The organism is Pseudomonas sp. TWI628 (assembly GCF_039673865.1).
In the GTDB taxonomy this organism is placed as follows: Bacteria; Pseudomonadota; Gammaproteobacteria; order Pseudomonadales; family Pseudomonadaceae; genus Aquipseudomonas.
This window is the reverse complement of sequence record NZ_JBDJMM010000005.1, coordinates 136,030-159,219: the sequence shown is the minus strand read 5'-3', so window position 1 is coordinate 159,219 and position 23,190 is coordinate 136,030. Positions and strand designations below refer to the sequence as shown.

24 protein-coding genes are annotated in these 23,190 nt (G+C 62.7%); 8 read left to right on the top strand and 16 right to left on the bottom strand.

From position 1 onward, the window contains the following. The first annotated feature begins 5 nt into the window (after positions 1-5). Positions 6-779, top strand: coding sequence for a MetQ/NlpA family ABC transporter substrate-binding protein (locus ABE528_RS05740; RefSeq protein WP_152958436.1), 774 nt, complete (start codon positions 6-8; stop codon positions 777-779). A 63-nt stretch (positions 780-842) separates the two neighbouring features. On the opposite strand, the gene ABE528_RS05735 is transcribed toward ABE528_RS05740, so the two are convergent. Genes ABE528_RS05735 through ABE528_RS05715 form a run of 5 tightly spaced genes read right to left on the bottom strand, consistent with a single transcriptional unit; the run spans position 843 to position 4,726 of the window. Then, complete coding sequence (locus ABE528_RS05735; protein ID WP_346652415.1) at positions 843-1,475, bottom strand: SCO family protein; 633 nt, start codon at positions 1,473-1,475, stop codon at positions 843-845. Beyond that, a complete protein-coding gene (gene cyoE, locus ABE528_RS05730) occupies positions 1,472-2,365 on the bottom strand; it encodes a heme o synthase (protein WP_346652414.1) in 894 nt (297 codons plus the stop codon). Before cyoE ends, ABE528_RS05735 begins: the two co-directional genes overlap by 4 nt. Continuing rightward, positions 2,350-3,429 carry a COX15/CtaA family protein gene (locus ABE528_RS05725; protein ID WP_152958440.1) on the bottom strand — a complete coding sequence of 360 codons (1,080 nt, stop codon included), beginning with the start codon at positions 3,427-3,429 and terminating at the stop codon, positions 2,350-2,352. The genes cyoE and ABE528_RS05725 overlap by 16 nt, the downstream gene beginning before the upstream one ends. 9 nt (positions 3,430-3,438) lie before the next feature. Then, positions 3,439-4,020 carry a hypothetical protein gene (locus ABE528_RS05720; protein WP_152958442.1) on the bottom strand — a complete coding sequence of 194 codons (582 nt, stop codon included), beginning with the start codon at positions 4,018-4,020 and terminating at the stop codon, positions 3,439-3,441. Continuing rightward, on the bottom strand, positions 3,989-4,726 hold the full coding sequence (locus tag ABE528_RS05715) for an SURF1 family protein (RefSeq protein WP_152958444.1): 738 nt from the start codon (positions 4,724-4,726) through the stop codon (positions 3,989-3,991). Before ABE528_RS05715 ends, ABE528_RS05720 begins: the two co-directional genes overlap by 32 nt. Positions 4,727-4,789: 63 nt before the next feature. Between ABE528_RS05715 and ABE528_RS05710 the strand changes: the two genes are divergently transcribed. Further along, positions 4,790-4,993 carry a twin transmembrane helix small protein gene (locus tag ABE528_RS05710; RefSeq protein ID WP_060507818.1) on the top strand — a complete coding sequence of 68 codons (204 nt, stop codon included), beginning with the start codon at positions 4,790-4,792 and terminating at the stop codon, positions 4,991-4,993. On the opposite strand, the gene ABE528_RS05705 is transcribed toward ABE528_RS05710, so the two are convergent. Genes ABE528_RS05705 through coxB form a run of 4 tightly spaced genes read right to left on the bottom strand, consistent with a single transcriptional unit; the run spans position 4,994 to position 9,235 of the window. Then, positions 4,994-5,881: a cytochrome c oxidase subunit 3 gene (locus ABE528_RS05705; protein ID WP_294325991.1), complete on the bottom strand. Its 888-nt coding sequence runs from the start codon at positions 5,879-5,881 to the stop codon at positions 4,994-4,996. It lies immediately after the preceding gene. Positions 5,882-5,897: 16 nt separating this feature from the next. Next, entirely contained in the window at positions 5,898-6,464 is a 567-nt protein-coding gene (locus tag ABE528_RS05700; protein WP_152958447.1) for a cytochrome c oxidase assembly protein, read from the bottom strand. A gap of 10 nt (positions 6,465-6,474) precedes the next feature. Continuing rightward, a complete protein-coding gene (gene ctaD / locus ABE528_RS05695) occupies positions 6,475-8,064 on the bottom strand; it encodes a cytochrome c oxidase subunit I (protein ID WP_110639500.1) in 1,590 nt (529 codons plus the stop codon). Positions 8,065-8,107: 43 nt separating this feature from the next. Next, positions 8,108-9,235 (bottom strand): cytochrome c oxidase subunit II, encoded by a 1,128-nt coding sequence (gene coxB / locus ABE528_RS05690; protein ID WP_346652413.1) that lies wholly within the window; start codon positions 9,233-9,235, stop codon positions 8,108-8,110. 368 nt (positions 9,236-9,603) lie between these two features. On the opposite strand from coxB, the gene ABE528_RS05685 reads away from it, so the two are divergent. Further along, positions 9,604-10,248: a hypothetical protein gene (locus tag ABE528_RS05685; RefSeq protein WP_152958450.1), complete on the top strand. Its 645-nt coding sequence runs from the start codon at positions 9,604-9,606 to the stop codon at positions 10,246-10,248. Between the two features lie 101 nt (positions 10,249-10,349). Next, complete coding sequence (locus tag ABE528_RS05680; RefSeq protein ID WP_346652412.1) at positions 10,350-11,438, top strand: hypothetical protein; 1,089 nt, start codon at positions 10,350-10,352, stop codon at positions 11,436-11,438. A gap of 2 nt (positions 11,439-11,440) precedes the next feature. Here ABE528_RS05680 and ABE528_RS05675 read toward each other — a convergent pair whose 3' ends face one another. The 6 genes from ABE528_RS05675 to prlC form a co-directional block, all read right to left on the bottom strand. Further along, complete coding sequence (locus ABE528_RS05675; protein WP_346652411.1) at positions 11,441-12,958, bottom strand: SulP family inorganic anion transporter; 1,518 nt, start codon at positions 12,956-12,958, stop codon at positions 11,441-11,443. A gap of 195 nt (positions 12,959-13,153) precedes the next feature. Continuing rightward, positions 13,154-13,873, bottom strand: a complete 720-nt coding sequence (locus ABE528_RS05670; protein ID WP_152958455.1) for a carbonic anhydrase — start codon at positions 13,871-13,873, stop codon at positions 13,154-13,156. A 293-nt stretch (positions 13,874-14,166) separates the two neighbouring features. Then, positions 14,167-15,225 carry a PA0069 family radical SAM protein gene (locus ABE528_RS05665; RefSeq protein ID WP_346652410.1) on the bottom strand — a complete coding sequence of 353 codons (1,059 nt, stop codon included), beginning with the start codon at positions 15,223-15,225 and terminating at the stop codon, positions 14,167-14,169. A 79-nt stretch (positions 15,226-15,304) separates the two neighbouring features. Further along, entirely contained in the window at positions 15,305-17,326 is a 2,022-nt protein-coding gene (locus ABE528_RS05660) for a M3 family metallopeptidase (protein WP_346652409.1), read from the bottom strand. Positions 17,327-17,452: 126 nt separating this feature from the next. Continuing rightward, the gene (locus tag ABE528_RS05655; protein WP_054884391.1) at positions 17,453-17,734 is read right to left on the bottom strand and encodes a YheV family putative zinc ribbon protein; all 282 of its coding nucleotides are present in this window, start codon (positions 17,732-17,734) and stop codon (positions 17,453-17,455) included. Then, a complete protein-coding gene (prlC, locus tag ABE528_RS05650) occupies positions 17,731-19,818 on the bottom strand; it encodes an oligopeptidase A (protein WP_152958461.1) in 2,088 nt (695 codons plus the stop codon). Before prlC ends, ABE528_RS05655 begins: the two co-directional genes overlap by 4 nt. Positions 19,819-19,884: 66 nt before the next feature. On the opposite strand from prlC, the gene ABE528_RS05645 reads away from it, so the two are divergent. Both ABE528_RS05645 and ABE528_RS05640 read left to right on the top strand, forming a co-directional pair. Continuing rightward, a complete protein-coding gene (locus ABE528_RS05645; protein WP_346652408.1) occupies positions 19,885-20,433 on the top strand; it encodes a gamma carbonic anhydrase family protein in 549 nt (182 codons plus the stop codon). A gap of 20 nt (positions 20,434-20,453) precedes the next feature. Continuing rightward, entirely contained in the window at positions 20,454-21,104 is a 651-nt protein-coding gene (locus tag ABE528_RS05640) for an HAD family hydrolase (protein ID WP_152958464.1), read from the top strand. Between the two features lie 37 nt (positions 21,105-21,141). Here ABE528_RS05640 and ABE528_RS05635 read toward each other — a convergent pair whose 3' ends face one another. Beyond that, on the bottom strand, positions 21,142-22,224 hold the full coding sequence (locus tag ABE528_RS05635) for an aminopeptidase (RefSeq protein ID WP_346652407.1): 1,083 nt from the start codon (positions 22,222-22,224) through the stop codon (positions 21,142-21,144). Positions 22,225-22,291: 67 nt separating this feature from the next. Between ABE528_RS05635 and ABE528_RS05630 the strand changes: the two genes are divergently transcribed. Continuing rightward, positions 22,292-22,705 (top strand): hypothetical protein, encoded by a 414-nt coding sequence (locus ABE528_RS05630; protein ID WP_152958468.1) that lies wholly within the window; start codon positions 22,292-22,294, stop codon positions 22,703-22,705. A gap of 55 nt (positions 22,706-22,760) precedes the next feature. Further along, the gene (locus ABE528_RS05625; RefSeq protein WP_054884397.1) at positions 22,761-23,174 is read left to right on the top strand and encodes a hypothetical protein; all 414 of its coding nucleotides are present in this window, start codon (positions 22,761-22,763) and stop codon (positions 23,172-23,174) included. Positions 23,175-23,190 lie beyond the last annotated feature (16 nt).

Sequence of the window (23,190 nt, the reverse complement as noted above, 5' to 3'; positions counted from 1 at the left end):
GATTCATGAAGAAGCTGCTTGCTGTTGTCGCCGCTGTCGCGGCCTTCTCGGCCAATGCCGCCGAAACCCTCACCGTCGCCGCCACCCCGGTGCCGCATGCCGAGATCCTCAACTTCGTCAAACCTCAGCTGGCGAAAGAGGGCGTGGAGCTGAAGGTCAAGGAATTCACCGACTACATCCAGCCGAACGTACAAGTCGCCGAAAAGCGCCTGGACGCCAACTTCTTCCAGCACCAGCCGTACCTGGATGAGTTCAACAAAGCCAAGGGTACCCACCTGGTCAGCGTAGCCGGCGTGCACATCGAGCCGCTGGGCGTGTACTCGGCCAAGATCAAGAAGCTCGATGAGCTGTCCTCCGGCGCCACCGTGGTCATCCCCAACGACGCCACCAACGGCGGCCGCGCCTTGCTGCTGCTGGACAAGGCCGGTGTGATCAAGCTGAAGGACAACACCAACATCCTGTCGACCGTGAAGGACGTTGCCGAAAACCCGAAAAGCGTGAAATTCCGTGAGCTGGAAGCGGCCACCATCCCGCGCGTGCTGACCCAGGTCGATATCGCCCTGATCAACACCAACTACGCGCTGGAAGCCAAGCTGAACCCGGAAAAAGACGCCCTGGCCATCGAAGGCAGCGACTCGCCATACGTGAACATCCTGGTTGCCCGCCCGGACAACAAGGACTCGGACGCGATGAAGAAGCTGGCAGCAGCGCTGCACTCGCCTGAGGTGAAGCAGTTCATCAACGAGAAGTACAAAGGCGCTGTGGTTCCGGCGTTCTGATCCGAAACCCACGGGGCCGCTCTGCGGCCCTTTGGCCAGCGATGAGGCCCTGACAGGCCATCATCAATCCCGCTTTACCAGGCCGGGCAACTGCGCCACCAGCTTCTGGTTGTTGAACGGCGCCCGAATGAACCCCCGCTGACGGCCATCCGGCCCGACGATCGCCAGGTTGCCGCTGTGATCCACGGTATACCCCGGCTTGCTGGTATCCGCCGGAATGAACGGAATGCTCAAGGCATTGGCCAGCTTCTGGGTATCGTCGATCGACCCCGCCACGCCGACGAAATCCTTGTCGAAATAGCCCAGGTACTGCTTCAGCTGCTTGGGCGTATCACGGTTCGGGTCCACGCTCACCAACACCACCTGCAACCGGTCCACTGCCTCCTTGGGCAGCTCGCTCTTCACCTGGCGCAACTGGGCCAGGGTGGTTGGGCAGATGTCCGGGCAGTAGGTGTAGCCGAAGAACAACAGTGACCATTTGCCCTTCAGGTCGTCCAGCTGCACCGGCTGGCCATCCTGGTTGGTCATGGTCACGTCGGCCACCGCGCGGCTCTGCGGCAACAGAATGATGCCGGCGTCGATCAGCTCGGCCGGGTTGAGCTGACCACGGCCATTGAGCACCTTGTTGACGGTAAGGCCCAGGATCAACGCGACCAGGGCGACGAGGATGAAGACGGTTTTCTGGGTTCGGGTCATAGATTCAGCAACAGGTAGTGGTCGACGAGCAACGCGATGAACAGCGCGAACAGGTAGCCGATGGAGTACTTGAAGGTGCCGATCGCCGCGTGCGGCTGGCTGCCACGGTACAACACCCAGGCCCAATGCAGGAAGCGCAGGCCCAGTACCAGGGCGCAGGCCAGGTACAACAGGCCACTCATGTGGATGGCAAACGGCAGCAGGCTCACCGCCAGCAATATCAGGCTGTACAGCAGGATATGCAGCTTGGTGTATCGCTCGCCATGGGTGACCGGCAGCATCGGGATATCGGCCTTGGCGTACTCTTCCTTGCGGTGGATGGCCAAGGCCCAGAAGTGCGGTGGCGTCCAGGCGAAGATGATCAGCACCAGCAGCAGGGGCTCGGCGCTGACATGGCCGCTCACGGCGACCCAGCCAAGCAGCGGCGGTGCGGCGCCGGCCAGGCCGCCAATAACGATGTTCTGCGGTGTGGCACGCTTGAGAAAGCCGGTGTAGAGCACCGCGTAGCCGAGCAAGGAGGCCAGGGTCAGCCAGGCGGTGAGGGCGTTGGTGAACACCAGCAACAGGGCCATGCCAAGCAGCGCCAGGGCCAGGGCGAACAGCAACGCCGGCAACGGCTCGACCCGGCCCTGGGCCAATGGGCGCTTGTGGGTGCGCGCCATCAGCGCGTCGATGCGCCGGTCCACCACGTGGTTGACCACTGCCGCGCTGCCCGCGCACAGGGCGATACCCAGGTTGCCGAACAGCAGCACGCTTGCGCTGACCCCGGCGCGGGTCGCCAGGAACATGCCCGCCAGCGAAGTGATCAGCATCAGCACCACCACCTTGGGCTTGGTCAGCTCCAGGTAATCGCGCCAGCCGGCACGCCGTGCGCTCAGAAGCGTCGCCACGAATCGTTCCTCATGTGATGGCTGATGCTTACCCCGGCTACAGGCCGCAGGCGCCAACCCTGGCCGACGCCGACGCGGACCTTGTCGACCACACGGATGCGGTAGTTCACCAGCACCATGCTCAGCAGCAGCAACGCACCGCCAGCGTTATGCGCGACGGCCACGGCCAGCGGCAGGTGGAACAGCACGTTACTGATGCCCAGGCCGACCTGCAGCGCCAGCGCCAGCAATACCCATCGAGCCAGGCCGGTCAGGCCACAGCGGTGCAGCTTCCAGCTGAGCATCAACAGCACGCAGGTCACCAACAGTGCACCCAGGCGATGGCTGATGTGAATGGCCGTGCGCGCATCGCTGTCCAGTTGCCCACCGAGGTAGTTGGGGCCGACATGCTGGGTCAAGTGGAAGCCGTTGCTGAAGTCTGCCGCCGGCCACCACTGGCCATGGCAGGTGGGCAGGTCGATGCAGGCGACCGCCGCATAGTTGGCACTGACCCAGCCACCCAGGGCGATCTGGCCGATCACTACCAGCAAGGCCAGCGCGGCTATCCGCCGTAGGCTGAGCGGCAGTTTCGGCAAGGGCGCAAAGGCCCGCGATAGACGCAGGGATAGCAAAAACAGCAGGCTCAGGGTGGTAAAACCGCCGAGCAGGTGCGCGGTGACCACTTGCGGCCACAGCTTGAGTGTGACCGTCCACATGCCAAACGCTGCCTGAGCCAGCACCACGCCCAGCAACAACAAGGGCAGGCGATAAGGCTGGCCATCGCGGGCATGCCGGCGCAGCGCCTGCAAGGCGAGCAGGGCGATCACCACGGCGAGGGTGCCAGCGAAGTAGCGGTGGACCATCTCGGCCCAGCCCTTGGCCTCTTCCACCGGGTGGTCGGGGAAGTGCAGCTCGGCATGGGCCAGCTGCGCTTCGCTGTTGGGCACGCTGATGAAGCCATAGCAGCCGGGCCAATCAGGACAACCTAGCCCGGCGTGGGTCAGGCGGGTATAGGCACCGAGCAGCACGACCAGCAGTGCCAGCAGCGTGGCGAACACAGCGATGCGGAATCCGGGTCTGGCCATGGCAGGCTCCTAGCCGATGTTGGACAGCTTGAGCAGGTGACGCAGGTCGTCGAGCACGTGCTTGCCATTGACCTTGCCGTCGTAGCGCAACACCAGGTTGCCGTGCGGGTCGACAATCCACAGTTGCGGGCCGGGTTCGCCAACCTTCTGCAGATAGCGCTGGGCATCCAGTGAATAGCGTTGCAGCTGTGGATACTCTCGCCCCAGCAGCGCCTGGTAGTCGCTGGCCAGTGGCTGGGCAGTGGCCAAGGCGTGGCTGGCGCGGCTGGCGTCGCGGCCCAGGCCGACCTGGATCTGCCGCACCAGGTACACCAGGCGCTGGCAATCCTCGGCGCAGGCCTCGGGCGCACTCACCAGCAGCTGCCAGCGTTCGTCCTCGCCCGCAATGCCGATATCGGCACGGCTCTCGCCGTTGCCAATCATCGCGCCGTGGTAGCTACGGCCCTCCGGCACCCAGAACTGGAGCTTGTACATGCAGGTGGCCAGGATCATCGGCCCGAGTACCACCAGCAGAATCAGAATCAGCTGCAAACGCCCGCGGGCTCTGGGCTTGCTACGTTCAGGCAGGTCCAGTGGAGTGGCGGTGGCCATGCTGTTTCTCCTTGTTGTTATGCCAGCCGAAATAGAGGTAGAGCAGCACCAGCGCAGTGGCCAGGGCAAACCACTGCACGGCGTAACCGAGGTGTTTTTCCGGGCCCATCGCGACTACCGGCCAGTCCAGCCGATAAGCAGCCGGGCCGGGCTGCAGGCGTAACTCATGGGCGAAGCCTTCGCGATCAAGTTGCTGCCACACGTGCGCAGCGTCGACCGCAGTGAGCAGGTGCGGCCATTGCCCACCGGCCGGGTCGGGGTGCAGCTGGAAGGTACTGCCCGGTGCCACGTACACGGTCGCGTTCAGCGCCAGGGCTTGGTCGGGGGTGTCGAAATGCACCGGCACGCGGCGGTCCAGCCACGCCAGCCAGCCGCGGTTGACCAGCAGCCACAGGCCACTGGCCTGGTCATGGAAGGGCTGCAACAGCTCGACACCGGCCTGGCCATCACGTACGCGGTTGTCCAGCAACACGCTGTGTTCGGCGTCGAAGCGACCATAGAGATGCACCCGCCGGAAGGCAGAGTCCTGGGTCTGCAGCAGCTGAGTGGTGGCCAGCGGGGCGTCGACCTCACGCTGGGCATAGGTCTCCAGCAGGACGCGCTTCTCTTCGGCCCGGCCGAGCTGCCAGCAGCCAAGCGCAATCAACCCCGGCAGCAGCGCAAGCACCACCAGGGTCGGTATCCAGCCTGGGCGAAACCGCCTCATCGCAGCCTCGCCGGGCCAATCGCTATACTTATCCACATCACCGCATCCCCCCGGAGAAGCGCCATGCTCAAGGCCGCGATTGTCCTGATGCTGTTGGCCACGGTTGCCAGCCTGTTCAGTGGCCTGGTGTTCCTGGTCAAGGACGATGAAAACTCGACCCGCCTGCTAAAAGCCCTGACCGTGCGGGTGGCCCTCGCCACCCTGACCATCGGCCTGGTGGCCTGGGGCTTCATCAGTGGTCAGCTGGTGTCTCACGCACCGTTCTGATCACAGCACATACACAAAGATGAACAGCCCCACCCACACCACATCGACGAAGTGCCAGTACCAGCTCGCCGCCTCGAAACCGAAGTGCTTGTCGGGGTTGAAGTGCCCGCGCAGGATGCGCACGAACATCACGATCAGGATGATCGTGCCCAAGGTCACGTGGGCCCCGTGGAAACCCGTGAGCATGAAGAACGTCGCGCCATAGATGCCCGAGCCCAGGGTCAGCCCCAGCTTGGTGTAGGCCTCGTGGTACTCGTAGGCCTGCAGGGTGATGAAGCTGATACCCAGGAGGATGGTCAGCGCCATCCAGAATTTCAGCGGACCACGATGGTCACGGCGCAGGGCGTGGTGAGCGATGGTGATGGTCACGCTGGAACTGACCAGCAGGATGGTGTTGATCAACGGCAGGTGCCACGGGTTGATCACTTCCTTGGGCGGCGGGAACAGTTTCGGGTCCGGTGTGTGCAGCAACGGCCAGGCGAACTCGAAGCTCGGCCACAGCATGTGGGCGATGCCCTTGTGCCCCTCGCCACCCAGCCAGGGCCCGGCCAGCACGCGCACGTAGAACAGCGCGCCGAAGAAGGCCATGAAGAACATCACTTCCGAGAAGATGAACCAGCTCATGCCCCAGCGGAACGAGCGGTCCAGCTGCGGGCTGTAAAGCCCGGCGCGGCTCTCGCGGACCACCGAGCCGAACCAGCCGAACAGCATGTAGGCCAGGAACAGCGCGCCAACGAAGAAGATCAGCGGCCCGTGCGAGGACGGGTGACCGGCCTTGATGTCGTTGAACCAGGTGCCCAGGCCGAACACCGTGATGAACATGCCGATGGTGGCGATGATCGGCCACTTGCTCTGCGCCGGAACATAGTAGTGCTCATGACTTGCCATTGCTGTTCTCCTTCCCTCAACGGGCGCCCTGGACGTCCTGTACCGCGGCATGGGCAACCGGCGGGTGACGCGCAGTGATGTCGAACAAGGTGTAGGCCAGTGTCAGGTGCTTCACGCTGGCCGGCAGATCGCGGTCGACGATGAAGCGCACCGGCATCTCGATGCGTTCGCCGGGCTGCAGCACCTGCTGGGTAAAGCAGAAGCACTCGGTCTTGTGGAAATACGCCGCGGCCTCAGCCGGGGTAATGCTGGGTATCGCTTGCGCACTCATCGGCCGGTTGGTCGGGTTGTGCGCGACGAAGATCATCTGGTTCACCGCCCCCGGGTTGACCTCGAGCTCGTCACCGGTGGAGTAGAAGTCCCAGACCATGTCGCTGGCGTTGGTCGACATGAACTGCACCCGCACCGAGCGCGTCGGGTCGCTGACCTGGCTGCCCTCGTACTGCCCGCCAGTCTTGCCATTGATGCCGAAGGCCTTGCACATCACGTCATACATCGGCACCAGGGCAAAGCCGAAGCCGAACATCACCACTGTCAGCAGCAGCAGGCGGGTGACCAGCTGCTTGAGAGGCGAGCCTTTCATGGCAGCGCTCCTACTTCACTTCCGGCGGGGTCTGGAAGGTGTGGTAAGGCGCTGGCGAAGGGATCGACCATTCCAGGCCCTCGGCGCCGTCCCAGGGCTTGGCCGGGGCGGGTGCGCCGCCACGGATGCACTTGATGACGATGAACAGGAAGAACAGCTGGGTGGTGCCGAACAGGAAGGCGCCGATCGACGACACCATGTTGAAGTCGGCGAACTGCAGGTTGTAGTCGGGAATACGCCGCGGCATGCCAGCCAGGCCCACGAAGTGCATCGGGAAAAAGGCCATGTTCATGCCGACGAACGACAGCCAGAAATGCAGCTTGCCGAGGGTTTCGTCATACATGTGGCCGGTCCACTTCGGCAGCCAGTAGTAGGCCGAGGCAAAGATGCCGAAGATCGCCCCGGGTACCAGCACATAGTGGAAGTGCGCCACCACGAAGTAGGTATCGTGGTACTGGAAGTCCGCCGGGGCGATGGCCAGCATCAGCCCGGAGAAGCCACCGATGGTGAACAGGATGACGAAGGCGATGGCGAACAGCATCGGCGTCTCGAAGCTGAGCGAGCCTTCCCACATGGTGCTGACCCAGTTGAATACCTTCACGCCTGTGGGCACCGCGATGAGCATGGTGGCGTACATGAAGAACAGCTCGCCGACCACCGGGATGCCGACCACGAACATGTGGTGGGCCCAGACGATGAACGACAGGAAGGCAATGGCGCCGGTGGCGTACACCATCGAGGTGTAGCCGAACAGCGGCTTGCGCGAAAACGCCGGGATGATCGAGCTGACCGCGCCGAAGGCCGGCAGGATCATGATGTACACCTCGGGGTGGCCAAAGAACCAGAACACATGCTGGAACAGCACCGGGTCACCGCCGCCGGCGGCACTGAAGAAGCTGGTGCCGAAGTGGATGTCCATCAGCATCATGGTCACCACGCCGGCCAGCACCGGCATCACCGCGATCAGCAGAAATGCGGTGATCAGCCAGGTCCAGACGAACAGCGGCATCTTCATCAGGGTCATGCCCGGGGCGCGCAGGTTGAGGATGGTGGCGATCACGTTGATCGCGCCCATGATCGAGCTGATGCCCATCAGGTGGATGGCGAAGATGAAGAAGGTGACGCTGGCGGGCGCATAGGTGGTCGACAGCGGGGCGTAGAAGGTCCAGCCGAAGTTCGGCCCGCCGCCCGGGCTGAACAGGGTCGAGACCAGCAGCAGGAAGGCTGCGGGCAGCAGCCAGAAGCTGAAGTTGTTCATCCGCGGCAGGGCCATGTCGGGCGCGCCGATCATCAGCGGGATCATCCAGTTGGCCAGGCCGACAAAGGCTGGCATGACCGCGCCGAACACCATGATCAGGCCATGCATGGTGGTCATCTGGTTGAAGAACGCCGGCTCGACGATCTGCAGCCCAGGCTGGAACAGCTCGGCGCGGATGACCATGGCGAACGAGCCGCCGAGCAGGAACATCATGAAGGCGAACCATAGGTACATCGTGCCGATGTCCTTGTGGTTGGTGGTCAGCACCCAGCGCATCAGGCCCTTGGCCGGGCCGTGGGCGTGCTCATGGCCGTGGGCGTGGTCGTCGATCACTGCACTCATGTCCTGTCTCCTGCAATCCATTGATTGCCGCGAGTAACCCGGTTCACTTGGCTTGCGCCTGCTTGATCGCCAGCACGTCCTTCGGCGTGACCATGTCGCCCTTGTTGTTGCCCCAGGCGTTGCGCTCGTAGGTGACCACGGCGGCGATGTCGACTTCCGAGAGCTGCTTGCCGAACGCGGCCATCGCCGTGCCCGGGCGGCCGTGGAATACCACGCTCAGGTGCTCTTCCTTCGGCCCGGTGGCCACTTTCGAGCCCTTGAGCGCCGGGAACATGGGTGGCAGGCCCTGGCCTTCGGCCTGGTGACAGGCCACGCAGGTGGTGTGATAGACCTTGTCGCCACGCTCGACCAGCTCTTCGAGTGTCCAATCCTTGCTGGTCAGTTCCTTGAGCTTGGCTGCCTCGGCCTTGCGCTCGCCGAGCCAGGTGTCGTAGTCGGCCTTGGACTTGACCTCGACCACCACCGGCATGAAGCCGTGGTCCTTGCCGCACAGCTCGGTGCACTGGCCGCGGTAGATGCCGGGCTTCTCGATGCGGGTCCAGGCTTCGTTGACGAAGCCGGGGATGGCGTCACGCTTGACCGCAAAGGCCGGCACCCACCAGGAGTGGATGACGTCGGCGGCGGTCACCAGGAAGCGCACCTTGGCACCCACCGGCAGCACCAGCGGCTGGTCGACTTCAAGCAGGTAGTGCTCGTCCTTGGGTGCCTTGTTGTGGATCTGATCGGCGGGGGTGGCCAGGTTGCTGAAGAACTCCACGTCCTGGCCCAGGTATTTGTAGTGCCACTTCCACTGGTAACCGGTGACCTGGATGTCGATGTCCGATTCACTGGCGTCGTAGATGTCGATCAGGGTCTTGGTGGCTGGAATGGCCATGGCCACGAGGATCAGGAAAGGGACGATGGTCCAGAGGATTTCCACCCAGGTGTGCTCGTGGAAATGCGCGGGCTGCTGGCCGGTAGAACGGCGGTGGATGACCATGGACCAGAACATCGCACCGAATACCACGATGCCGATGATCACGCAGATCCAGAAGATCGTCATGTGCAGGTCGAACACGGCGTTGGAGACTTCCGTCGCCCCCGGGTGCATGTTCACGGTCCAGGCAGCGTTGGCCTGACCAAAAACCGACCACAACAGGAGGCCCATCCAGACATGTGGATGTCGCATCATTGCGGGTTCCCCTTCTCGTTCTTGTAGTCCCGGAGGCGTGGCCTGCGGCAAGAGGGAACGGCGGTCAAGACTGCCTGGCTTCGACGACCGAGCCCCTGCAAAAGCAGTCGGGCCTCATCAACGAATCACGTTCAACGGGAGTATAGACAGCGACCAACGGCACGCAACGACGCTGGCAAAATGAACTTCAAGAAATAGGGAAAAGGCTGCAAAAGCCCGGGCTTGATGGGTTATGGCAAAATAATGGCACCGCGATATACCTAACTGCGCACACGTTTGCGAGGTTTATAACAAATGCGTCTTAGGTATTCTGTATACCGAGCTAACTTAGTGTCTTCCGTTTGAAACATCTTGTCCCTGGAGTTGTCATGAACATCGCTGCTGTACGCGAGCAAATTAGCCAAGCCCACGATCACGAAGGCCGCACCGGCCAACTGAAAGAGCGTCTCGAGCTGCAACTGCCTCACCTGCACCCCTCGATCCAACTGCCTGAGCAGGACGCCCAGGGTACTTTGGCGCGCTTCGTCAGCGCTTACATCAATCAGGTTCCGGAGCTGCTGGAAGCCGCCCACACCGTGGCCCGCGAAGCGGGGATCGAATCCCAGATCAAGCCTGTGCTGAAAATTGCCGAGGCCTATTTCCTGCAGCCACCGAGCGTGATGCAGGGGCATGTGGGCCTGGATTGCCTGCTGGACGAGGCCTACCTGGCGCACCGCCTGGTCGAGGAAGTCAACGACCTGTACATCCGCCACTTCCAGCAACCCCTGATTCCGGTCGACACCACGGTGGCCAACCTGATCGCTCACCAGTTGATCGGCGAAACCTTCGCCAACCAGCTGGACGAAGTGGTGCACCATTCGGTGGACGAGATGCTGGACGACGAAAGCTTCGCCGCCGAGTCGGTGGAAGCCTATCGTGAAACCCTCAGCAGCCCGCAGACCGGCGATGCCTGGCGACGCTGGCCGTGCCTGTCGCGCCAGTTGAACGTGGAATTCGGCCAGGCCAGCGCCTGATCTGCAGCGCGGGCGAGGGAAAGCGCTCCCGCTGCTGCCCCCCGCCTTCGATCATTACTGTCATCCGGCCGCCTCAGGGCGGCCTTTTCCATTTCAAGGTGATGACAATGACGATCAGTAGAAACCGGATCTACACCGACCTGCTACGGGGCACCTATCGCACGATATGGGGCAACTGGGGGCTCAATCCCGCCATCAAGCCGGGCGCAGTCGGTATCATTGATGCCGACTCCGGCGACTTCAAGCTTGTGGCCGAATGCCTGCCCGGCGTCGAGATCAGCAAGAACCAGCAAAGTCGCAAGTGGGACTTCAAGTCCACTGGCGTGACCTGCAGGAGTATCAACACCAGCGTCGCAGGGCTGATCTTCGACCCGAACACTGGTGCCGAGGTCAAACCTGATGCCACGCTGGAATGGTCCTTCGACAAGGAGAATTCCATCACCTCGGAATTCGCCATCAGCGGTGAACACACCGTCAGCAACCTTGCCATCCTGAACGACCAGTACGATTGGCTGCTCGCCCAGGCGCGCAATTTGAACATGGCGACCGGCGCCGGTATCTCCGAGGGGTTTGGCGTGGTGACTTCAGTCATCTACGCCAGCAGTGGCCTCAACGCAGTGTCGAAGAAGAGCAAAGCCAGCTTCACCGTCTCAGGTAGCGCAAGCGGCCTCAACCGCCTGCTTGGTGAGGACGGCATCAATGGCAAAGGCAAGGCAAGCTACGTGTTCAGCAGCAACTCCAGTGAAGTCGAGACGCATACCTTGCCGGCAAAAAGCGGTGAAGTGGCAACCGAACCGCTGCCCGTCGCCTATACCTTTGCCTCGTTCGCGGGCAGCCGAGTGCTGATTCCGAGCTGGGTCGGCAAGATCGGCGTGCTGAACCTGCTGGTGGATAGCAAGGCTTCGTCCTTCACCACCTACAGTACCAAGGTCACACTCTCCTACCAGACCCCCACCGGCCCGGTCGAAGAATCCAGGACCGTGATTGGTGGCAGTTCGACCAGCTTCGGAGAAATTCCCCTGACCGCCACCGAGATGACGTTAACTGCAGAGTTCATCAGCATCGGTTCCAATATACGTAAATCGCTGAGGTGGAACACGCCCGCCAGCGAGTGGCTGGGCGGCACCCGTACGGTGAACCTCACCGGTACCTGGCCGGGCGCGCCGCAGATGGCCGAAGTAAAACGCTGACTTCAGGTGCCAGCAACGCTGCGTAAACGGCCCTCAACCCTGCGCTTGAGCCCTCGCGGCTCGATGCGCAGGATAGACCCGCTGCTCTTGCTCCAATCCTCCAGCAATTCCAGGCATGAATGGTCGATGTAGGTCAGGTTGGCCAGTGGCACATGCAAGGTGGTACCGGCGGGCACGGTGTCGAGCACCTGAGTCAGCGCAGGTACTTTGAGGAACGTTGCCGCGCCACTCAGGCGCAGTTCCATATGCCCGCTGGATGCCAGCTGAATCAGGCAGATCTTCAAGCGTGCCGCCTTGAATGCCAGTTTCAGCAGTGTCAGGGCAAAGCCCAGCAGCACACCGGTCAACAGGTCGGTGAAGATGATTGCCATGGCGGTCGCCACATAGGTGAACATCGGCATCCGACCGTAGCGACGCAAACCTCGCAGCGCCTTGAAATCGACCAGTTTGATGCCGGTGTAAACCAATACGCCTGCCAGGCTCGCCACCGGAATCTGCTGCAGCACGCTACTGAGTACCACCACGAACGCCAGTAGCCACACACCATGGAGGATGGCGGAGGCACGGGTTTGCGCGCCGGCCTGGACGTTGGCCGAGCTGCGCACGATCACGCCGGTCATCGGCAAGGCTCCCAATAACCCGCAGAGCATGTTGCCGATCCCTTGTGCCGACAGCTCACGATCGAAGTCCGAACGCTGGCCGCTGTGCATGCGATCGACCGCGGCCGCCGACAGCAGCGTCTCGGCACTGGCGATGAAGGCCAGGGCGAAAGCCGCCACCAGCAGGGTCGGGTCGGCGAGCTTCATCAGGTCGTCCGGGCGGATCCAGTCGATCGCCTCGGACAGGTCTGCCGGAACTTGCACGCGGTTCACCGGCAGTGCCAGCCACATGGCGACGGCGGTCATCGCTGCCACGCCCAGCAATGCACCGGGAACGAAGCGCAGCTTCTGTGGCCGCAGGCGCTCCCAGGCCCACATGATGGCAATGGTACCCAGCCCAAGTGCGCCGGCTATCCAACCAGAGCCTGCATCCTCCAGGGGCAGGGCGGCGCTCACGGTGGCGGGAAACGCCAACAGATTCTGCATGCCCGACGGCTGCGGCGCCGTGTCGAACATGACATGCACCTGCGACAACACAATCAGCACGCCGATACCGGCGAGCATGCCATACACCACCGCTGGCGCGGTGACACGGAACCAGCAACCCAGGCGCAAGCGCCCGGCCAGCAATTGCAGAATCCCCGCCAGCAGCAGGATAGGCCCAAGCATGGCCATGCCATGCTGACGCACCAATTCGAACACCAGCACCGCCAGGCCCGCCGCCGGGCCGCTGACCTGCAACGGCGAGCCCGCCAGGAAGCCGACCACGATACCGCCGATGATACCGGTGATCAGGCCCTTGGCCGGCGGCATGCCCGAGGCGATCGCAATGCCCATGCACAACGGCAGGGCGACCAGGAAGACCACCACCGACGCCAGCAACTCACGCGGCAGGGCCGCTTTCAACTGTGTAATGTTCACCGTGTTTCTCCTTTCTCTGACGCACGGCCATTCCCCTGGCCGTGGGCACGTTTGGTTCCTGACGAGCGCGCAGGCGCGGGCCGCCAGCGGGAATCGCCGGCAGGGTAGTCAGGGCATGTTCAAGGCAGCCGAAGGCCGCGCCGCACCCGTGTTGGGTGCAGCCGGCTATTCAAGGTTCAGCTGTGGACGGGTCGCTTAGTAGCGGCCTCTCGGAGTGGCGCTTGGCACCGGCTGGCCAGCGGCCAGGGGCAGGAAGCTGTCGCTGACGGCGTCGTAGGCTTCGATCTTGCTGGTCTCGATGTCGTAGATCCAGCCGTGGATGAACAGCTCACCCGCTGCCAGGCGCGAAGCCACCGACGGGTGGGTGCGCAGGTGATGCAGCTGGGCGATGACGTTTTCCTTGGTCAGCACCTGCATGGTTTCGTGCTCGCTGCCGCACGAGCAATTGTTCTCGACCACGGTGCGGGCCACTTCGGCGTGACGCAACCAGGCGGAAACGGTCGGCATCTTGGTCAGCGATTGCGGGTTCAGCACGGCACGCATGGCACCGCAGTCGGAGTGGCCGCAGACAATGATGTGGTGCACCTTCAGCGCCAGCACTGCGTACTCGATCGCGCTGGAAACGCCGCCGTTCATCTGGCCATATGGCGGAACCACGTTACCGACGTTACGGGTCACGAACAGGTCGCCCGGCGAGCTCTGGGTAATCAGCTCGGGGACGATGCGCGAGTCGGCACAGGTGATGAACATGGCGCGCGGGGTTTGCGCAGTGGCGAGCTTCTTGAACAGCTCTTGCTGCTCGGGGAAGACGTCATGGTGAAAGCGCAGGAAGCCGTCGACGATGTGCTTCAGGGCGGCATCGGCGCTCTCCGCTGGAGCTGGCGGAACGACCTTGGATGGGTCCTTTACGGGCATGATTCATCCTCTTGACGGTGTGAAGGTAAATCCATTTTACCGGTGAAAGATTCTGGCTATGCGCAGATTTAGATGACGCGCACGGGCGATAGATCACAGTCTTCGCTGACTGGATTCCTACGCTAGCGGGGAAAACTTAACTGAAACTTAATTCGGAGGCTCTAGAACGGGTGTTCCAGATATAAAAGGCGGGAACCGAATAATAGCAAAAAAGCATCAGCTGCCAAGCGCCATTACTCAGATTATTTGCTTGAATGAGTGACACTGGGGATGCCTGCAGGCGCCACCTGCTGTCAGAACAACGCCATCTGGCCACCTGGCGGGCAAAAGGCCGTGCAATCCAGCGCCTGCGCTTCCCGCCCCTCGAAGTCCAGCCGCTTCATCGCCTTGGCAAAGCGCTGCGCCAGCAACTCGGCGAATACGCCCTCGCCACGCATGCGTGCCCCGAAGCGGCTGTCGTAAAGTTCGCCGCCGCGGCTCTGGCGAATCAGGCTGAGCACATGGGCCGCCCGCTGTGGGTAATGATCCTGCAACCACTGTTCGAACAATGGCGCCACTTCCAATGGCAGGCGCAGCATCATGTAGGCAGCGCTCTGAGCGCCCGCTTGCCTGGCAGCTTCCAGCAAACGCTCCAGCTCGCTGTCGTTGATCATCGGAATCATCGGCGAACACAGCACGCCCACCGGTACGCCGGCCTCACGCAAAACCCGGATGGCGCGCAAGCGGGCACCTGGTGATGCCGCGCGTGGTTCGAGCACGCGCTTGAGGTCGTCATCCAGCGTGGTGAGGCTGATCATCACCCGCGCCAGGCGCAGGCTGGCCATTTCTGCCAGCAAGTCGAGGTCACGCAGCACCAGCGCGCCCTTGGTGACGATGGTCACCGGGTGGCGGAAGCGCAGCAGTACCTCCAGCAGGCGCCGGGTGAGCTGCTGTTCACGTTCGATTGGCTGATAAGGGTCGGTATTCGAACCCAGGTTGATGGGTGCGCAGACGTAACCCGGTTTACTCAGTTGCTGGGCGAGCACCTCCGCGGCGTTGGTCTTGGCGATCAGCTTGGTCTCGAAATCCAGACCAGGCGACAGGTCCCAGTAGGCGTGAGAAGGGCGGGCATAGCAGTAGATACAACCGTGTTCGCAGCCACGGTAAGGATTGATGGAGCGGTCAAAAGGCAGGTCGGGGGAGGTGTTGCGGCTGATCACCGACCTGGCTGTCTCGATCCGCACTTCGGTGCCCTGGGTGAGCGGCACCTCCTGGTACCAGCCGTCATCCTCCGCGACCGAATGGCGCGGGGCGAAGCGGTTGTGCGGATTGTGCGCCGTGCCACGGCCCTTTTTTGCTGCAGGATGGATCATCGGCAGGCCTCATACTGTATATACAAACAGTATACGGGCTTTAATGATCTTTCCAGCACCTCTGGTCAGCGCAGCCTCCTCAGGCCAAACCATGCCAGTGCAGATAGGGCCCGAGGTCAACCGGTCGCCCGAGAAACGCCTCGATGCCGGTCAACAATGGACGCGCCGAGCCATGGGCGAGCAGTTCGTCTTGCAGTGCCCGCCCCGTCGCACGGTCCAGCAAGCCGTTTGCCCTGAACCGCGAGAACAGATCGAAAGCGTGCACATCGGACCACACGTACGCGTAGTAGCCGGCGTCGTAGTGGTTGACCAGGTAATCGAATGCATGCGCCGGGTGCTCGAAATCCTCCAGGGGCCAATAGCCGCATAGCTCCCGTGCAGCATCCAGCCTCTGCTGCAGGCTCTTGCCGTCATCAGGCGAGGCATGCAGGTCGAGGTCGAACAATGCCATCACCAGGTTCTGCGCCGCACCTTCGACCTCTTCGCGCTGCAGTGCAGCCAGCAATGTCCTTGTTTCTTCCAGGCCCAGTTTCTCGCCGGAATCCTTGTGTGACGAGATATCAACCAGATAATCCGCCTCCCACGCCCAGCGTTCCAGCAGCTTGCCATACACCTCCACACCATCGGTACCCAACAGGCTCACCGCAGAGCCGACGTGGGTCGTGGTACGCACCAGCAGATGGTGCAATGCGTGCCCGAATTCGTGATGGATCTTGCGCAGTGCCAGGTGGTCGAGCAGTGGCGGCTCTTGGCCGAGACCAGCAGGCACATCGGTAAACACCATCACTACCGCCGCCTGATAGACACCTTCGGCATCGACACGGCGATTGCGCACATAGCGCGTTTCGACCAGATCGGCCTGCTTGCCGGGGTACTGAACAGCATCCAGATACAGCAAGCCAAGGTAGGCATGGTCTTGCCAGACTTCAAAAGCCATCACGCTCTCGTGCCAGGTCGCGATCGGGCTGGCGTCGTTACCGGCCTTGAGCGTCAAGCCAAACACCTGCTGCGCCATGTGTGCCAGGCTGGCGACGACATTGGCCAGCGGGAAATACTCGCGAAACGTTGCCATTGGCAGCGACGCCTGCGCGGTGTCGCCAGCCCTGTGTACATACAGCCGATCCCAGGGCCGCACCTGGTCGATCCCGAGACCCTCGGCGCGAGCATCCAGCAGCAGGCGCAACTGGCCCATGGCGGGTTTGATGTTGCCGGCCAAGGTCTGCAGGAACCCTTGTACCTGATCAAGGCTGCCAGCACTTTTCTCGCGCAGGCTCAGCGATGCGTGATCGGAAAAGCCCAGCAATTTCGCTTTCTCTGCGCGAACGGTGGCCAGCTCTGCAAGGATTTTCCCGTTGTCCTGCGAATTGTCCGCGCTGACTCCACGCGTGTGGTATCGGCGATAGACGGCTTCGCGCAGTTCCCGATTGCTGGCCACGGCCATCACGTCACGAGTCCAGTGGTCGTCCGCCGGGATCAGCCAGCCTGGCGTACCGGAAGCTTCGGCGTTGGCGCGCAGTTCTTCGCGCATGCGCGGGCTGAAACCACCCAGCAGCTGCTCATCCGACACATGGACGCCGTCCCGGGCGATGTTGGCCCGGTAGCGAGCTTCCAGATCCTGGACCCTGGCTTGCGCATCCGCCAGCACTTGCAACTCGGCCTCATCGAGCAAGGCGCCCTTGAGCGTGAATTGCCTGATGTACCACTGGATGACTGCGCGTTCATGGGCATCCAGGTTCTGGCCCTGGGGGCTCTGCGCCAACTGCATGTAGCAAGCCCGCAGCGCCTTGTTCGACAGTTTCTGTTCATAGCGGAGTATCAGCTTGCCATACAGCTCACCCAGCAGCGCGGCCCAGGTATCACCTTTGAAGGTAAGCGGGGAGGCAGCGAACAGCACAGCCTGCAGCTGCGCATCCAGTGCATCCACCGCCAGCACCAGATCGTCCCAGGTCGGCAAGCTTTGTTGCGCAGCGATGATCCGCACGATGCCCTGCTGATGGGCATCGAGCGCCAGATCGAACGCAGCGCGCAGGTTATCCAGCGTCACCGCCGCATAATCGACCGGTGCACCGCTGCCTTGCAGCAATGGATTGGAGTTTTGCATGGCACATCACCTTGTTCTGTTCGAGGAACAAGCGAGCGTGCTATGCCAGGGAAAAAGCGGGGGCTACATATCTAACACCCCAAGCACATGCCAGCCCGGGCACCAGGCCCGGGCGGCACGACGGCTTCACTCAGCCGGTTTTTTCAACTTCGGGTTAGGGAAGAACTGCACGGTCTGGACCTTGGCCGGCGCTGCCTTCGGCGCCAGCTGGTTGACCCGCGTACCGAGCTCCTTGGGCACCGACAGGCCTTGCTCATTAAGGGTGTCGGTAAAGCCACACGCCACGCACTCGCGGTGCGGTACGTCGTCTTCGCTCCACATCATCAGCTTGTCGGGCTCGCTGCACGCCGGGCACACCGCCCCGGCGATAAAGCGTTTCTTGGTCTTGTTCACAGCTACCTCGCTCATGCCGCAGCGTCCTCGGTCAGGCCACTGTGGCGCAGCAATGCATCAATGGAAGGCTCACGCCCACGGAAGTCCACGAACAGCTCCATGGGTTCGCGCGAACCGCCACGGGCCAGGATCGCTTCACGGAACGCGCGGCCGGTCTCGGCATTCAGCACGCCTTCTTCCTCGAAGCGTGAGAAGGCATCGGCCGACAGCACTTCAGCCCATTTGTAGCTGTAGTAGCCCGCCGCGTAACCGCCAGCGAAGATATGCGCGAAGCTGTTGGGGAAGCGGTTGTACGCCGGCGGGCGCATTACCGAAACCTCATCGCGCACACCTTCAAGTACCTGCAGCACGCTGCGGCCGTCGCCGTGGCTGGCGTGCAGCTCGAAGTCGAACAGCGAGAACTCCAGCTGGCGCACCATCATCATGCCCGACTGGAAGTTTTTCGCCGCGAGCATCTTGTCCAGCAGGTCCTGGGGCAGAGCCGCGCCGGTTTCGTAGTGGCTGGAGATCAAGGCCAGGCCTTCCGGCTCCCAGCACCAGTTTTCCATGAACTGGCTTGGCAGCTCGACCGCGTCCCAGGCCACGCCGTTGATGCCGGACACACCGGCATGTTCGATGCGGGTCAGCATATGGTGCAGGCCGTGGCCGAATTCGTGGAACAGCGTGGTGACTTCATCGTGGGTCAGCAGCGCAGGTTTGCCAGGTGCGGCCGGGGTGAAGTTGCACACCAGGTTGGCCACCGGGCTCTGCAGCTCGCCGCCAGCAGTACGGCGACGGTCGCGGGCGCCGTCCATCCAGGCACCGCCACGCTTGTTGGCGCGGGCGTAGAGGTCGAAGAAGAAGCGACCGACGTGCTGGCCGTTTTCCTTGATCTCGAACAGACGCACGTCCGGGTGCCAGCTGTCGAAGCCCTTGAGTTCGGCGATCTCGATGCCGTACAGGCGCTGGACGATGCTGAACAGGCCGCTGAGCACCTTGTCGATCGGGAAGTAGGCGCGCAGGGTTTCCTGCGACACGCTGTAACGCTGCTCGCGCAGCTTCTCGCCGAAGTAACCGGCGTCCCAGCTGGCCAGCTCAGGGCAGCCCTGCTCGGCAGCGTAGGCCTTGAGCTGCTGCAGGTCCTGGGCGGCAAACGGCTTGGAGCGCTTGGCCAGGTCACGCAGGAAGCTCAGCACCTGGTCGCTGGACTCGGCCATCTTGGTCGCCAGGCTCAGCTCGGCGTAATTCTTGTAGCCCAGCAGCCCGGCCAGTTCCTGGCGCAGGTCGAGGATCTGCTGCATGACCGGGCCGTTGTCGAACTGGCCGGCGTTCGGGCCCTGGTCCGAGGCACGGGTGCAGTAGGCGGCGTACAGCTCTTCGCGCAGGGCGCGGTCACTGGCGTAGGTCATCACCGCGTAGTAGCTGGGGAATTCCAGGGTGATCAACCAGCCGTCGAGGCCCTTGGCCTGGGCAGCAGCCGCCATCTGCGCCTTGGCAGAATCGGTCAGGCCGGCCAGTGCGGCTTCGTCGGTGACGTGCTTGGTCCAGGCCTGGGTGGCGTCGAGCAGCTGGTTGGAGAAGCGGCTGCCCAGCTCGCTGAGCTTGCTCTGCACTTCGGCATAACGCTGCTGCTGGTCGGCCGGCAGGTCGATGCCCGACAGGCGGAAGTCACGCAGGGCGTGCTCGAGGATAGTCTTCTGGGCCACGTCGAAGCTGGCGGCTTCCGGGCTGTTGACCAGTGCCTGATAGGCTTCGAACAGCGCACGGTTCTGGCCCAGTTCGGTAGAGTAGGCACTCAGCGCGGGCAGGCAGGACTCATAGGCCTCGCGCAGTTCCTGGCTGTTGCACACCGCATTGAGGTGGCTGACCGGGCTCCAGGCGGCGCCCAGGCGGTCGTTCAGTTCGTCCATGGCCAGCACCAGGCCGGCCCAGGTAGGGTTGTTGCCCTGTTGTTCGAGGATCTCGGCAATGGCTTTACGGTTGTCGGCCAGGATCGCTTCGATCGCCGGCAACACGTGTTCGGCACGGATTTGCGAGAAGGGCGGCAGATCGTAGGACTGCAGAAGCGGGTTGTTCGCACTCACGGTTCGGATACCTTGGCAGAAGAAACACTGCCCCATCTTAATTACAATCGACGCCGACCGCAGCAGGCAGCCTGCCTATCGGCACAGATGAGAGACGCTATCATGGCCATCCGCAGCTTCCAGCAACACACTCCGAAAGTGGGACTCAGGGCGTTCGTCGACCGTTCGGCGGTGGTCCTGGGTGACGTGGAAATCGGCGAGGACAGCTCTGTCTGGCCGCTGACGGTGATCCGCGGCGACATGCACCGCATCCGCATCGGCGCCCGCACCAGCGTGCAGGATGGCAGCGTGCTGCACATCACCCACGCCGGCCCGTTCAACCCTGACGGTTTCCCGCTGATCATCGGCGACGAGGTGACCATCGGCCACAAGGTCATGCTGCATGGCTGCACCCTGGGCAACCGTATCCTGGTCGGCATGGGCAGCACCATCATGGATGGCGCCATCGTCGAAGACGAAGTGATCATCGGTGCCGGCAGCCTGGTGCCGCCCGGCAAGCGCCTGATCAGTGGCTACCTGTACATGGGCAGCCCGGTGAAGCAGGTGCGCCCGCTGAACGATCAGGAACACGCCTTCTTCCCCTACAGCGCCGGCAACTACGTCAAGCTCAAGGACCAGCACCTGGCCGAAGGCTACGACCAACCGCAATGATCCCGACTACCGAGACGAACATGCACCAGCAGAACATCCTCTTCGACCTCGACGGCACCTTGACCGACCCACGTCTGGGCATCACCCGCTCGATCCAGTACGCCCTGGCCAAGCTGGGTATCGACGAACCCGACCTGACCCGCCTCGAACACTTCATCGGCCCGCCACTGCTACAGGCCTTCATGCAGTTCTACAGCTTCGATGAAGCCAAGGCGTGGGAAGCAGTGAACTTCTACCGGGAACGCTTCCGAGTCACGGGCTTGTACGAGAACCTGGTGTTCGAAGGGGTGCCTGAACTGCTCGAAGCCCTGAATGGCCAAGGCCGGACGCTGTATATCGCCACGTCCAAACCGTGGGAGTTCGCCCGGGAAATTGCTCGGCATTTTGCTTTCGATCACCATTTCAAGGTGATCTATGGCAGCGAGCTGGATGGCACGCGGACCAACAAGGTCGAGCTGATCCGCCATCTGCTGGATGAGGAAGGGCTGGATCCTTCGCAGACGTTGATGATCGGCGACCGCAAGCATGACCTGATCGGTGCTCGCAGTAATGGCCTGCAGGCAGTGGCGGTGGGGTATGGGTTCGGTAGCCAGGAAGAGCTGGTGGCCGAGGCGCCGGCCTTCCACTTCGCTACTGTGGCCGATATGCATCAGGCCTTTATCCAGGGCTGAGGGCAATGGGGCCGCTGTGCGGCCCCAAATCACCGGCTCACATCAATTGCTGCAGAACTGCTTTCCTCTCGGCAGCCGGCAATCGCCCAAGCTGCTCGACCCGCCCGTAAAACCGCCCCCAATCCCCATCCACCTCCCGGAACAGGGCCGCAAACGCCGGCACCCACTGGTCATAAAGCCCGAACGGCAACAGCTTGGCATTGCTCAACGGCGCATAGATCCAGGCGTCATAGCGCTTGTCCCCATTCCACTGGCTGTCCCGCACCTGCTGGTACTCACTGCGCAAGCGCTCGAACTCCGCCTGCTTGGCCGCCCGCTTGTGCACATCGTCCAACGGCCCTGCATAAATCGCCTGCAACCGCTCACGGCTGGCCAGCACCAACCGGGTGAACTGGTCGCTCTGCTGCGACTGATCCGCCCCGATCGCCGCAAGCCCACGTGCTGCGCGCCATTGCCGCGTGCCTTCCTGCTCGACGAAGGTGGCAAACGACTCGTTGAACTCGGTGTCGTCCTGCACATAAAAGCGCTGATGAGCCAGCTCATGGAAGATCAGCGTGGCCAGCCGCTCATCCCCCCAACCGAGCATCGAAGACAGGATCGGGTCATCGAACCAGCCCAGCGTCGAATAGGCTTCGACACCGCTCACGTACACGTCCAGGCCTTGCTGGCGCATCAACGCCGCCTCACCACGCGCCGCACCCTGGCGGTAATAGCCGCGGTAGGCGACGCAGCCGGCAATGGGGAAACAGTGGGTTACCGGCTGCAGTGACAGTTCAGGCGTGGCAAACACGTTCCACACCACGTAGGGGCGTTGCAGATCGGCGTAGAGCCGATAGCTGCGGTTGTCCGGCAGCTTGAGCTGTTCGCTGGCAAACACCCGCGCCTCTTCGGCATGGGCCAGGCGAGTGCGCAAGCGCGGGCTGCTGGCCGGGTCGGCAATCACCTTGTCCACAGGCTGGCGCGCCCGTAACAGCTGCCATTGCCCCTCGGCCAACTGGCCGTAATAGCCCACGGTGCTGCAACCGTTCAGCAGAAAGGCGCCCAGCAGGGGAACCAAACGCCTGAAAACACAGTCGAGTGGCCCAGGGCCTGAGCGCTTGAAAAGAACAAAGAGATCCATCTGGGGCTATCCAACTCGCTCACGGCCAATGCGCTCCAAGACTATCTCGCCAAGGGGGACTTTCGCCATGCGTGCACTGTTGGTCACCGGCTCACTGCTGCTGGTTTCTGCCTGTTCAACCCTGCCCGACCCGGACCCGAACCTGGCCTGGGTCGACCTCACCCCCTATGACGATGCCTCGCTGGACGCCAAGCAGGTGGACGAGCGCGACTGGGCTGATACGCGCTATTTCGAGGTGCCGCCCGGCAGCCACGAGCTGACCGTGCGCTACCAGTTCCCGGTCACGCCAAGCAATATCGGCCCGGTCGGCGAACCCTTGTGGCGTGATTGCCAGGTCAAGCTGACCTTCAAGGACTTCAGCGCCGGCCAGCGCTACCAGCTGCAGGCCGGCAGTATCGGCTTCCGGCCATGGATCAAGCTGTACGACCACCAGCAAAAACTGGTCGGGCAGGGCCTGCCAGCGGGTTGCCAACGCACCTGAACCGCACAAACGGCGCTATGCTTGTAACTTGTGTATCGCGAGTGGGAGTTTTGCCATGCGCCAGCCCATGATGCTGATCGCCCTCAGTGCACTGGGGGCTTGCGCCAGCCCCTTGCCGCCCGTAGACCCCGCCAAGGCGTGGGTCGACCTCTACACCGTCACGCCTGGCCGCATACTCATGGCCGACCGCCTCGACGGCCAGCGCCTGGACGATGGCCGCTACTTCCAGCTAACCCCCGGCAAGCATGAACTGGTGGTGCGGTTCGACTATGAAATCTATGCCGGCGGCATGCTCACCAGCCCCAAGGAACGGACCTGCTACCTGACCGTTCGCTTCGATGACTTCAAGGCCGGCGAGCGCTATCGCCTGGAGGCTCGGGCACCGGTGATGGACCCGCAGGTGCTGCTGTACGACGCCAGCCGCAAGGTAGTGGTGAACGAGCCAAGCGACGTGTTCTGCATACCCTAAGCACTGGGGCCGCATT